This window comes from Pseudomonas sp. MEJ086 (assembly GCF_030209025.1).
In the GTDB taxonomy this organism is placed as follows: Bacteria; Pseudomonadota; Gammaproteobacteria; order Pseudomonadales; family Pseudomonadaceae; genus Aquipseudomonas; species Aquipseudomonas fulva_A.
Genome location: NZ_JARVSV010000024.1, coordinates 78169 through 90211, shown reverse-complemented (window position 1 = coordinate 90211; position 12043 = coordinate 78169). Strand labels below are relative to the sequence as shown.

General features: G+C 60.9%; 10 protein-coding genes. 4 read left to right on the top strand and 6 right to left on the bottom strand.

From position 1 onward, the window contains the following. Positions 1 to 75: 75 nt before the first annotated feature. The 6 genes from QRN22_RS15535 to QRN22_RS15510 form a co-directional block, all read right to left on the bottom strand. The gene (locus QRN22_RS15535; RefSeq protein ID WP_042556273.1) at positions 76 to 987 is read right to left on the bottom strand and encodes an EamA family transporter; all 912 of its coding nucleotides are present in this window, start codon (positions 985 to 987) and stop codon (positions 76 to 78) included. A gap of 119 nt (positions 988 to 1106) precedes the next feature. Further along, the gene (locus QRN22_RS15530; protein ID WP_042555367.1) at positions 1107 to 2387 is read right to left on the bottom strand and encodes a TRAP transporter large permease; all 1281 of its coding nucleotides are present in this window, start codon (positions 2385 to 2387) and stop codon (positions 1107 to 1109) included. After that, on the bottom strand, positions 2388 to 2915 hold the full coding sequence (locus QRN22_RS15525; protein ID WP_042555368.1) for a TRAP transporter small permease: 528 nt from the start codon (positions 2913 to 2915) through the stop codon (positions 2388 to 2390). Positions 2916 to 2978: 63 nt separating this feature from the next. Continuing rightward, positions 2979 to 3953 carry a TRAP transporter substrate-binding protein gene (locus QRN22_RS15520; protein ID WP_042555369.1) on the bottom strand — a complete coding sequence of 325 codons (975 nt, stop codon included), beginning with the start codon at positions 3951 to 3953 and terminating at the stop codon, positions 2979 to 2981. Positions 3954 to 4041: 88 nt separating this feature from the next. Further along, positions 4042 to 4935, bottom strand: a complete 894-nt coding sequence (locus QRN22_RS15515) for an SMP-30/gluconolactonase/LRE family protein (RefSeq protein ID WP_042555370.1) — start codon at positions 4933 to 4935, stop codon at positions 4042 to 4044. A gap of 39 nt (positions 4936 to 4974) precedes the next feature. Next, positions 4975 to 5802 (bottom strand): NAD-dependent epimerase/dehydratase family protein, encoded by an 828-nt coding sequence (locus QRN22_RS15510; protein ID WP_042555371.1) that lies wholly within the window; start codon positions 5800 to 5802, stop codon positions 4975 to 4977. Between the two features lie 612 nt (positions 5803 to 6414). Between QRN22_RS15510 and kdgD (QRN22_RS15505) the strand changes: the two genes are divergently transcribed. The 4 genes from kdgD (QRN22_RS15505) to QRN22_RS15490 all read left to right on the top strand — a co-directional run bounded on the left by kdgD (QRN22_RS15505) (position 6415) and on the right by QRN22_RS15490 (position 12014). Then, positions 6415 to 7326: a 5-dehydro-4-deoxyglucarate dehydratase gene (kdgD, locus tag QRN22_RS15505; protein WP_042555372.1), complete on the top strand. Its 912-nt coding sequence runs from the start codon at positions 6415 to 6417 to the stop codon at positions 7324 to 7326. A 626-nt stretch (positions 7327 to 7952) separates the two neighbouring features. Continuing rightward, positions 7953 to 8864, top strand: coding sequence for a 5-dehydro-4-deoxyglucarate dehydratase (gene kdgD, locus QRN22_RS15500; RefSeq protein WP_042555373.1), 912 nt, complete (start codon positions 7953 to 7955; stop codon positions 8862 to 8864). A gap of 336 nt (positions 8865 to 9200) precedes the next feature. Then, entirely contained in the window at positions 9201 to 10244 is a 1044-nt protein-coding gene (locus tag QRN22_RS15495) for a LacI family DNA-binding transcriptional regulator (protein ID WP_042555374.1), read from the top strand. A gap of 417 nt (positions 10245 to 10661) precedes the next feature. Further along, the gene (locus QRN22_RS15490) at positions 10662 to 12014 is read left to right on the top strand and encodes an MFS transporter (protein WP_042555375.1); all 1353 of its coding nucleotides are present in this window, start codon (positions 10662 to 10664) and stop codon (positions 12012 to 12014) included. Positions 12015 to 12043: the final 29 nt, after the last annotated feature.

Genomic DNA, 12043 nt, shown 5'->3' with positions numbered 1-12043 from the left:
AGGCAGAAACGGGCTGCAGAGCCAGCCTGTTTCTAACGCCGCAAAATCGATGCACAGCCGATCGCAGGCAGATGCTCAGGCGTCCTTGCGATAGGTCAGTAGAACGATCCCCGCCAGCACGATCGCGCCGCCGATCATCTGTATACCGCTCAATACCTGATCCAGCAGCAGCCAGCCGAACAGTAGCGTGGCGATGGGCTCCATGTTCATCACGGGCGCGTTCTTGGCCATGTTCAGGCGCGGCACGGTGACGAACAGCATGCAGAAGGCGATGCCGTAGAGCAGCACCAGTGCGCCCAGCGCGATCCAGCCGGTCTCGTTGCCCGGCAGCTTCATGCCGCCAGGGATCAGGTCGGCGCTGCCCGCCAGCGCCATGCTGCTGAACACGATCATCAACGTCAGCATGCTGCGCACCGAGCCGCGCAGGTTCGACAGCTTGTGGTCGGTGATCCACAGCGCGCAGGCGAATACGCAGGCGGCGAGGAACGACACGCTGACTCCGACCACCCATTCCGGGCCGGCCGGCTCGCTGGCGCTCAGGCGTGCGGGAAGATCCAGGGCGAACACCAGGCCAAGCAGAATCAGGCCCATGAGCATCACCGTGCGGCGCGTCGGTGCCGAGCCGCCCAGCGCCCAGGTGAGCAGCGCGAGCAGGATCGGGAAGGTATTGCCGATCAGCAACGCGAGCGCCACCGGAATGCGCGCCACGGCCGAGTACAGGCAGATGCTCTGCGTGGCGATCAGCAGCCCCAGCAGCAGTTGCCAGCGCCAGGCACCCGGTGGCATCTGCAGCGCCTGGCGTTGCCAGAGCACGATGCCCAGCAGCACCAGCATGGTGACACCGGAACGACACAGGATCGCAAGCAGCAGGCCGGTGTCGTTGTCGAAAGCGATGCGTGCAGCGATGTGGTTGCCGGCGAAGGAGCATGCCAGCAGGGCCAGCAACAGCACGGCGATGTGGCGGGGAAACAGGGCAGGGGACGTCATGGCAGCAATTTCCGTATCGAGTTTAGCCTTGAGCGCCTGACGGTTTGGTGGCCGTTCTCGCCGCGCTAAAAAAAACGGCGGGTCGCGTATGCACGCGACCCGCCGCGGGTGTAGCAGTATCAGAGTACGACGCTAGGCAGCCACAGCGAAATTGCCGGGATGTAGGTCACCGCCATCAGCACCATGAACAGTGCAGCGTAGAACGGCAGCAGTGCTTTCACGGTGTTTTCGATGGTGACCTTGCCGATCGCCGCGCCGACGAACAGCACCGCACCCACTGGTGGCGTTATCAGCCCGATACCCAGGTTGACCAGCATGATCATCCCGAAGTGCACCGGATCGACACCGATCGACAGCACCACCGGCAACAGGATCGGGGTGAGGATCAGGATCAGCGGCGCCATGTCCATCACCGTGCCCAGAGCCAGCAGCATGAAGTTGATGCACATCAGGATCACGTAGCGGTTGTCCGAGATGGTCATGAACGCGGTGGTGATCTTCGACGGAATCTGCATCAGCGTCATGATGTAGCCGAAGCTGGCGGCGAAGGCGATCAGGATCATCACGATCGAGATCGTGCGTACCGTGCGATGCATCAGCTTGGGCAGGTCACGCCACTTGTAGTCACGGTAGATGAACATGGTGACGAAGAACGCCCACAGCACGGCGATGGCCGCCGACTCGGTGGCCGTGAAGATGCCGGAGATGATGCCGCCGAGGATGATCACCATGGTGAACAGGCCCCAGATGGCATCCATGCAGATCTTCAATGCCTGCTTCAGCGGGATGACTTCGCCTTTCGGGTAGTTGCGCTTCTTGGCGAAGAACATGCACAGACCCATCATCACGGCGCTGAGCAGCAGGCCCGGGCCAATGCCGGCGATGAACAGCGAGGCGATGGAGACGGTACCACCAGCGGCCAGCGAGTAGATCACCGAGTTGTGGCTCGGCGGGGTCAGCAGCGCTTGTACCGAGCCACTCACCGTTACGGCGGTGGCGTATTCGCGCGGATAACCGTTGCGCTCCATTTCCGGAATCATCACCGACCCTACCGAGGCGGTATCCGCCAGGGCCGAGCCGGAGATGGCGCCGAAGAAGGTCGAGGCCATGATGTTGACCAGCGACAGGCCTCCACGGACGAAGCCTACCAGTACGCCAGCGAAAGCGACCAGACGGCGGGACATACCGCCTTCCGCCATGATCGCACCCGCGAGTACGAAGAACGGAATGGCCAGCAGGGAGAACTTGCTGATGCCGCCGGTCACGGAAATCATCACCGCGTGCAGCGGGATGTCGATCCACCAGGCGCCGATCAGCGCAGACAGACCCAGCGCATAGGCCACCGGCATACGCAGCAGAATCAGTACGACGAAACTACCAAGCAGGATGAGCGCGTCCATTTACACGGCCTCCTTGGCTTCTTCAACATGCTCGTAATTGCCCACTCGTCGACCACTCTGATCGCCGAACAACAGTCTTTCGAGGATAAAGATCAGGGTCACGAAACCACCGATTGGAATAGGGGAGTAGGCCATGCCCACGCGTACCGAAGTCAGCGAGGCGAGGAACTGATTCCAGGTAGCCATGCACAGTTTGATGCCCCAGATGAGCATGAACAGGCATACCGCTGCCATCAGCAGTTCCACCAGTAGGGTGATTGCGCCATGCCAAGCTTTCGGCAGGCGATCGGTCAGGGAAGTCACGGCCATGTGCGCCCCAGCGCGGTAACTGGCTGCGGCACCGACGAACGTGAACAGTGCCATCAGCAAAATGGCTACAGGCTCTGGCCAGCTGGAGCCGGCACCGAGTACGTAGCGGGCAAAGATGCCCCAAGGAATGATCAGGGCCATCACCGTGATGGACAGCCCCGCTACCCAGATACAGGTCATGTACAGGGCATCACAGGCGCGTAAGAATGTATTCTTCATGAGACTTCACCACAGCGTGGCGGCGCAGGACGCGCCGCCACAGCATTCGTCGGAGTGATCGGTTTACTTGACGGCTTCGATGCGCTTGATCAGCTCGACATAAGGTGCGCCGTACTTCTCGCGAACCGGAGCAGTGGCGTCATAGAAGGGCTTGGTGTCGATTTCGATGAACTCAACGCCGGCCGCTTTGAGTTTCTCGACGCTGGCTGCGCTCTTCTCGTCCCACAGCTTGCGCTCTTCGAGTTGTGCTTCCTTGGCGAACTTCTTGACCAGTTCCTGCTGTTCCGGGGTCAGTTTCTCCCAGGCAGTCTTGGACATCATCAACGGCTCCGGCAGGATCAGGTGATGGGTCTGGGTGTAGTACTTGGCCGACTGGAAGTGGTTGTGCTCGAGCAGGGTAGGCGGGTTGTTCTCGGCACCGTCGATCACGCCGGTCTGCAGGGCGCTGAAGATTTCACCGGTGTCCATGGCGATGCCGTTGGCACCCATGGCGTTGAGGGTATCGATGAACAGCGGGTTGCCGATTACGCGGATCTTCATGCCCTTGAGGTCTTCGATCTTGCGAACCGGCTTCTTGGTGTAGATGCTGCGGCTGCCGCCATCCATCCACGCCAGACCGACCATGTTGAATTCGGAAGCGGTGATCTTGTCGAGGATCTCCTGACCGACGTCGCCGTCGATGACTTTGCGCATGTGGTCGACGTCGCGGAACACGAACGGCATGTTGAACACGTTGGTATCCGGTACCACAGGGCCCACCGAGCCAAGGCTCACACGGGTGATCTGCACGGCACCGATCTGAGTCTGTTCGATGACTTCTTTTTCCGAACCCAGTACGCCGCCGGCGAACATGCGGTACTTGATCTCGCCGTTGGTGGCTTCTTCGAGTTTCTTGCCGAGGTTTTCCATGGCCACTACGGTCGGGTAACCGGCGGGATGGATCTCAGCCATCTTCAGGGTGGTCGCAGCCTGAGCCAGGCTCGACAGGCCGATGGCCAGCGGGAGTGCGGCGATGAGCAACTTGCGCTTGAGGTTCATGTGAAACTCCATTTTGTTGTTGTTGGTGTGCAGCGTTATGAAGCGCCAGGGTGGCCCGTCGGATCACGGGTTCCCGGGGTGTTGGTAATCAGGACTGAAACGGTGTTTCTTCAAGGCCACTGACGCCTGGCTGCAGGGCGAAAACGCCACCGGCCAGAGGTTGATCGTCCAGGTTGCCGCCCGGGCGAATCGAAGTGACGTACAGGGTGTCCAGGTTGGCGCCGCCGAAGGCGCACATGGTCGGCTTCTTCACCGGTACTTCCAGCGAGCGATCGAGGCGACCGGCTGGGGTGAAACGGTGAATCAGGCCGGCATCGTTGCCGCAGATCCAGTAGCAACCATCGGCATCCACGGCAGCGCCATCAGGGCGACCGGGGTAGTCGTTCATGTCGACGAACAGGCGGCGGTTGTGCGGCGTGCCGCTGTCGGTGTCGTAATCGAACGCCCAGATGAGCTGCACCGACGGGTGCGAGTCGGACAGATACATGGTGCGGCCGTCCGGGCTGAAACCCAGGCCATTGGGGACGATCAGGTCATCGAGCAGCACTGGGAGGGTGCTTTGCCCGGCGCCGTCATAGCGATACAGGGCGCCGACGTTGGCGCCTGCCGCCATGTCCAGGAGCATGCTGCCTGCCCAGAAACGGCCCTGGCGGTCACTGCGACCGTCGTTGAAGCGCATCCCCTCGCGGGCATGGTTGACGTCGATCAGGCGTTCGCCGCTGAGCCGCCCATCGTCACCGGCAGTCAGTTGGAAGATGCCGCTTTCCATGCCGGCTATCCAACTGCCGTCGCCGTGCCGGGCGATGCAGGCGAGCATCTCGTCCGCTTCCCAGCTTTGCGTGGTGGCGTCGGCCAGGTTCCAGCGGTACAGGCGCTTGTTGGGGATGTCGGCCCAGTAAAGGGCCTGATCCTGCACGCTCCACACCGGGCTTTCACCCACGCTGTTGCGTGCATCGAGAATCAGTTCGGCTTGCTTGGGCATGTCCGACCTCTTTTTTATTGTTATCGAGGATGCGAGGTGTCAGTCGTCGCCGAACGGCCCAGCTGCCGTGAAGGCGCCGCCGTGATACAGGGCGTTCGGGTCGTCTGCCGCCACGGGTGGCTGCGCCTCTACCTTGTCGCGGAATACTTCGGAGCTGTCCTTGGGCTGGAAGCCCAGGTGAGCGGCCTTGCTGTTGTCCCACCACACGGTCTTGTTCGCCGAAGCGCCGTAGACCACGGTGTGGCCGACATCCGGAGTGGTGAGGCCGTGCTCGATCAGTTGCACCAGGTCGTCGTAGCTCAGCCAGGTGCTCATCATGCGGCGGTTGAGCGGCTCGGTGAACGAGGAGCCGATGCGAATGCTCACGGTCTCGATACCGTAGCGGTCGAAATAGAAGCTGGCCATGTCTTCGCCGTAGGACTTCGACAGACCGTAGTAACCATCAGGACGGCGCGCAGCGCTGGCGTCGATGGTGTCAGTCTGTTTATGGAAGCCGATGACATGGTTGGAGCTGGCGAAGATCACGCGTTTGACGCCGTGGCGGCGAGCGGCTTCGTAGATGTGGAACACGCCGCTGATGTTCGGGCCGAGGATTTCCTCGAACGGACGTTCCACCGACACCCCACCGAAATGCAGGATCGCATCGACACCTTCAACGAGCTGATGAACGGCCTGCTTGTCAGCCAGATCGCAGAGCTGAATCTCGATGTGCTCACCTTCGGCCGGCGCCATTTCGACGATGTCCGAGAGACGCAGGATCTTGGTCAGGGGCTGCAGACGTTCGCGCAGTACCTTGCCCAGCCCGCCGGCTGCGCCGGTGAGCAGCAGGCGATTGAAGGGTACTGGGGCGTTGGAAGTCGTAGTCATGGGCGGAAGGCCTGTTCTCTGCTTGTTGTTATTTAGAGATTGTCATCTGTTGTCGTATGACATTACGGGATTATCGGCATCCCTCGAATCGTTTGTCAACGCGCTCACCTAACAAGAATATTGCTTCATTGTGGCACTTGATAGGGCTGTAATGGGCAGAATAGACGGCTTGCTCTCCTACGTTGTGGGAGTGGGCTTGGCGACCGCTGGCACCCTGCTTAAGTCTAAGGTTGTCTGATGACGTTATCATTGGTACGCCGTCCTGGTGGCCGGCCAGTTATCCCGAGCGGGCCAGCGCGGCGGCGAAAAAACGCGTGGCGAGACGGCCGCCTGGCTTGAGCGAAGCGATATCTGGTGGCATCGCCCCGCGGCAGCATCGGACGTTTGGCGACATTTATGGATGGAGGAGGGCGCAGAGGGTTGTCATATGACGGCGCCCCAAAAATACTTCCGCTGCCTGTCGCAGCGCCTGAGCGTTGCACGTAGCGCCCCATGTAGAGGGCTCTGTAGGTAAGTGAAGAGAAAAGTATGGCTTTCAATAATGTCGTACGATAACGTATCTCTAACAGCCAAGGCTGCTCCATTTCCATACGCGCTACAGGTGTTCGAAGAATGACCCCACAAGAATTAAAATCCGTCCTCTCCTCCGGTCTGCTGTCTTTCCCGCTGACCGATTTCGATGCCCAAGGCGAATTCAATCCCGAAGGTTACGTGCGCCGCCTCGAGTGGCTGGCCCCGTACGGCGCCACCGCTCTGTTCGCGGCTGGCGGTACCGGTGAATTCTTCTCCCTGGCTGCCGACGAGTACTCGTCCGTCATCAAGACCGCCGTCGACACTTGCGCCGGTAGCGTGCCAATCCTCGCTGGCGTGGGCGGTTCCACTCGCCAGGCCATCCAGTACGCCCAGGAAGCCGAGCGCCTTGGCGCCAAGGGCCTGCTGCTGCTGCCGCACTACCTGACCGAAGCGTCGCAGGAAGGCGTTGCCGCCCACGTCGAGCAGGTCTGCAAATCGGTGAAGATCGGTGTGGTGGTCTACAACCGTAACGTCTGCCGCCTGACCGCTCCGCTGCTGGAGCAGTTGGCCGAGCGTTGCCCGAACCTGATCGGCTACAAGGACGGTCTGGGCGACATCGAGCTGATGGTCTCGATTCGCCGTCGTCTCGGCGATCGCTTCAGCTACCTCGGCGGTCTGCCGACCGCTGAAGTCTATGCCGCTGCCTACAAGGCACTGGGCGTACCGGTCTATTCGTCGGCGGTGTTCAACTTCATCCCGAAAACCGCGATGGACTTCTACCACGCCATTGCCAAGGACGATCACGCCACCGTCGCCAAGATCATCGACGACTTCTTCCTGCCGTACCTGGACATCCGCAATCGCAAGTCCGGCTACGCCGTGAGCATCGTCAAGGCTGGCGCCAAGATCTCCGGTTACGACGCAGGCCCGGTCCGCGCTCCGCTGACCGATCTGCTGCCCGGCGAATACGAGCAACTGGCTGCACTGATCAAGGCGCAAGGCGCTCAGTAAGCAACCGGCTCGAAAACAAAAGCCCAGGCCTAGTGCCTGGGCTTTTGCGTTCGGGGCAATTATTCATGCTGTGGTCGGTATTCCACAGATAGTTAGGCCATTGGTGGTCTGACGGGTGTTACAGGGGGCAGTCATCCATTGTGGGGCGGTCAGGCGCCAATGGTGGGCTGAAGCCCCACCCTACGAGGGTGGGGTAGACGCGCTCTTTTTCCATTATTGCGATAGCGCAGTAGGGGGCCGCGCAGTCGACCCTGCGAGGAGGGTGGGAGTCGTAGGAGGGCGGGCGGCGATCCGCTAAAGCCCACCAGTTGATCTGTTATTTCTCCATGTCATCGTACGACTTGTCTGGCATTCACTCTCCTTGAAGAGGCGGGTTGGTGGGAATTCTTTCTGCTAGAAAGCGGCTTTCTACCCATCCAAGGCATGATATTCCCAATTTAATAGCTGATTTTCCTCGCTTATTTCCTGGACTTAGCCATTTCTTTGAATTTCCATGCATTGCCCTCAAACGGTGCAACTCGTAGAAAAAAGCTTCCGAGGGCTTGGAATATATGTAGTTGTACGATAACGTATGACTTCAGTTGCCGGTAACGGCCTCCATGTCCTCATCCAAGGGTGTAAGAAGAATGACTCCACAAGAACTAAAAACCGTCCTCTCCTCCGGCCTGCTGTCCTTCCCGCTGACCGACTTCGATGCCGCTGGTGAATTCAACCCGGCCGGCTACGTGCGTCGCCTCGAGTGGCTGGCCCCGTACGGCGCCACCGCTCTGTTCGCGGCAGGCGGTACCGGTGAGTTCTTCTCCCTGGCTGCCGACGAATACTCGTCCGTCATCAAGACCGCCGTCGACACTTGCTCCGGTAGCGTGCCAATCCTCGCTGGCGTGGGTGGTTCCACTCGCCAGGCCATTCAGTACGCACAGGAAGCCGAGCGCCTGGGCGCCAAGGGCCTGCTGCTGCTGCCGCATTACCTGACCGAAGCGTCGCAGGAAGGCGTTGCTGCCCACGTCGAGCAGGTCTGCAAATCGGTGAAGATCGGTGTGGTGGTCTACAACCGTAACGTCTGCCGCCTGACCGCTCCGTTGCTGGAGCAACTGGCCGAGCGTTGCCCGAACCTGATCGGTTACAAGGACGGCCTGGGCGACATCGAACTGATGGTCTCGATCCGCCGTCGCCTGGGTGATCGTCTCACCTACCTGGGCGGTCTGCCGACCGCTGAAGTCTATGCCGCTGCTTACAAGGCGCTGGGCGTACCGGTTTACTCGTCGGCGGTGTTCAACTTCATTCCGAAGACTGCGATGGAGTTCTACCACGCGATCGCCCGTGAAGATCACGCCACCGTTGGCAAGATCATCGATGACTTCTTCCTGCCGTACCTGGATATCCGCAACCTGACAGCCGGTTACGGGGTCAGCATCGTCAAGGCTGGCGCCAAGATCGCCGGCTACGACGCCGGCCCGGTCCGTGCGCCGCTGACCGACCTGTTGCCGGCCGAGTACGAGAAACTGGCTGCGCTGATCGACGCCCAGGGCGCTCAGTAAGCGACTCGCCTTCGCAGGCACCCAGAAAGCCCGGGCCTCGTGCCCGGGCTTTCTGCATTCGGGGGCAACACCCGATTACAGCTGTGTCTAGGGTCTGTTGACGTTTTACGCACGGCCGCGCCGGCCCTGTGGGTTGCGCGAGAAATCTCGCCATGCGTTGTTGGAGGACTTGGCAAGGGAACAGCCATTCCCTGCGTCCTCCGCCTAGCGGATCGCCGCCCGGCCTGGCGAGATTTCTCGCGGCAACGCGGCTCGCGTTTAAACGTCAACAGACCCTAGTTACTGCCCTGTCCGCTGGTTAAGATGCGGCTTCTCTTGCATAACCCACGGCCCGTCATGGCAAAGAAATCCTCTCGCTCCTCATCTTCTCCTGCCCCGGCGAACAAGGGCGCGAGCGTTACCCTGATCGATGTGGCCAAGGTCGCCGGCGTTTCGCCGATCACCGTATCGCGCGCGCTGCACCGGCCCGAGGTGGTCAGCGAGGATGCGCGCAAGAAGGTACTCGAAGCGGTGCGGGTGACCGGTTACGTGCCGAACATGCTGGCCGGTGGTCTGGCATCGAACAAGAGCCGGTTGATCGCCATCTTCGTGCCGACCATCGCTCACTCGATCTTCGCAGAGACCGTACAGTCGCTGATGGATCACCTGACTGCCGCCGGCTACCAGACCATGATCGGCCTCACCGGCTATTCCGCCGAGCAGGAAGAGCGGCTGCTCGGCGCGGTGCTGGGGCGGCGCCCCGACGGCATCGTGCTGACCGGCACGTTGCACACCGAGGAGAGTCGGCTGCGTTTGCAGGCCGCGGGCATTCCCGTGGTCGAGGCCTGGGATCTGGGTGCGTCTCCCATCGACATGCAGGTGGGCTTCTCCCACGAAAAGGTCGGCCAGGCGCTCGCCAATCATCTGCACGGCAAGGGCTATCGACGCTTTGCCATCGTCTCTGTGGACGACTCCCGGGCCTTCAGGCGTGGCAACAGCGTGATCGCGCAGCTCAAGGAGCTGGGGGTCGATGAAGTACCCATGGCGGTGCTTGGCGCGCCCGCCACGCTGCAAAGCGGGCGGGAAGGGTTGCGCCAGTTGCTTGCCGACGGTCATCAGCCGCAGGTGATCGTCTGCAGTTCGGACACCGTGGCCCAGGGCATCCTGGCCGAGGCGGCGAGCCGCGGCATCGAGGTTCCCGGGCAGTTGGCGGTGATGGGCTTTGGTGATCTGTCCAGCGCAGCGCACCTGCATCCGGCGCTGTCGACGGTGAACGTCGACGGCGCGCGTATGGGCAAGCAGGTCGCCAACGCACTGTTGCAGCGCTTTCGCGATGCTGGCGAGCAGGCTCCCGTGCGTGTGGATACCGGTTTCACGCTGGTCGACCGCTCTACTACCTGACCTCTCATCAGACAACTGACAACGTAACAAGAAATTGCTTGAATGATTGCGCAATCATAGTAAAGTCGACTGTGTAGCGAACTGCGTGGTGCCATGTTCACTGCCGGATTGATTGCGCAATCATCGATTGCCTTCACCGTGCCAGGCGCCGTCAGCCAATAAGGATAATAAAACCGTGAAAAACAGTATCCGCACGTCCTCCCCAAGCCCCAAAACGGGCTGCGTCCGACCGTCCTTGTCTGCGCCCAACGTCCTGAGATCCGATCCGGGTGTCATGACGGCTGCCGCCACGAGCTAGCGCGCCAAGTACAACCTCGTTCAAAACTTGATGATCCCCGCCCCAAGGCGGCTGGTACGCCCGCACGTGCCTGATAAGAACCTTTTCAGTAATAAAAATAACACTGAGGTGAGATCTCCATGGGAGACACGAAGAAAACCCACGTCCGTTACCTGATACTGCTGATGCTGTTTCTGGTAACCACCATCAACTACGCCGACCGCGCCACCATCTCCATCGCTGGCTCCAGCATGCAGAAGGATCTCGGCATCGATGCGATCACCCTTGGCTACATCTTCTCGGCCTTCGGCTGGGCCTACGTGATCGGGCAGATCCCGGGTGGTTGGCTGCTCGACCGTTTCGGTTCCAAGCGCGTGTATGCCGCTGGCATCTTCATCTGGTCGCTGTTCACTCTGCTGCAGGGCTTCGTCGGCATGATGCCGGTCGCCTGGGCCGTGGTGACCCTGTTCGTATTGCGCTTCATGGTCGGCTTCGCCGAAGCGCCCTCGTTCCCGGGTAACGCCCGTATCGTCGCCGCCTGGTTCCCGACGGCGGAGCGGGGCACGGCATCGGCCATCTTCAACTCGGCGCAGTATTTCGCCACCGCGCTGTTCGCACCGCTGATGGGCTGGATCGTCTACACCTACGGCTGGGAGCACGTGTTCGTGGTCATGGGCGTACTGGGCATCATCTTCGCCGGCGTGTGGATGAAAACCATCTACAACCCCAAGGAGCACCCGAGCGTCAGCGCTGCCGAGGTCGAGTACATCGCCAACAACGGTGGGCTGGTCGATATGGATCAGGCGAAGGGCAGCGGTGGTCCGAAGTGGAACTACATCACCCAGTTGCTCACCAACCGCATGATGGTCGGTGTCTATCTGGGCCAGTACTGCATCAATGCCATCACCTATTTCTTCCTCACCTGGTTCCCCGTGTACCTGGTGCAGGAGCGCGGCATGACCATTCTCAAGGCCGGCATCATCGCCTCCTTGCCAGCGATCATGGGCTTCATCGGCGGTGTGCTGGGCGGGGTGATTTCCGACTGGCTGCTGCGTCGCGGCCACAGCCTGACCCTGGCGCGCAAGTTGCCGATCGTCTGCGGCCTGATGCTGTCGACCAGCATGGTGCTGTGCAACTACGTGTCGGCCGAGTGGATGGTCGTCGGGTTCATGACCCTCGCATTCTTTGGTAAAGGTCTCGGGGCCCTTGGTTGGGCCGTGGTGTCGGATACTTCGCCCAAGCAGATCGCTGGTCTGTCCGGCGGCCTGTTCAACACCTTCGGCAACATCGCTTCGATCACTACCCCGATCGTCATCGGCTACATCATCAGCGCCACCGGCTCGTTCAAGTGGGCACTGGTGTACGTCGGCGCCAACGCACTGGTCGCGGTCTGCAGCTACCTGTTCATCGTCGGCCCGATCAAGCGTGTCGTGCTGAAGGATGAAAACGGCCAGGCGCTCAACGATCAGGCTTCGCCTGCTCCGGCGACCTGAGTCCCTCATGGCTTCGCCTGGCACCGGCA

Coding starts and splice junctions, on each gene's coding strand:
- QRN22_RS15490 (WP_042555375.1), top strand. CDS start 10,662: ATGGGAGACACGAAGAAAACCCACGTCCGTTACCTGATACTGCTGATG.
- kdgD (WP_042555372.1), top strand. CDS start 6,415: ATGACCCCACAAGAATTAAAATCCGTCCTCTCCTCCGGTCTGCTGTCT.
- QRN22_RS15530 (WP_042555367.1), bottom strand. CDS start 2,387: ATGGACGCGCTCATCCTGCTTGGTAGTTTCGTCGTACTGATTCTGCTG.
- QRN22_RS15510 (WP_042555371.1), bottom strand. CDS start 5,802: ATGACTACGACTTCCAACGCCCCAGTACCCTTCAATCGCCTGCTGCTC.
- kdgD (WP_042555373.1), top strand. CDS start 7,953: ATGACTCCACAAGAACTAAAAACCGTCCTCTCCTCCGGCCTGCTGTCC.
- QRN22_RS15495 (WP_042555374.1), top strand. CDS start 9,201: ATGGCAAAGAAATCCTCTCGCTCCTCATCTTCTCCTGCCCCGGCGAAC.
- QRN22_RS15515 (WP_042555370.1), bottom strand. CDS start 4,935: ATGCCCAAGCAAGCCGAACTGATTCTCGATGCACGCAACAGCGTGGGT.
- QRN22_RS15520 (WP_042555369.1), bottom strand. CDS start 3,953: ATGAACCTCAAGCGCAAGTTGCTCATCGCCGCACTCCCGCTGGCCATC.
- QRN22_RS15525 (WP_042555368.1), bottom strand. CDS start 2,915: ATGAAGAATACATTCTTACGCGCCTGTGATGCCCTGTACATGACCTGT.
- QRN22_RS15535 (WP_042556273.1), bottom strand. CDS start 987: ATGACGTCCCCTGCCCTGTTTCCCCGCCACATCGCCGTGCTGTTGCTG.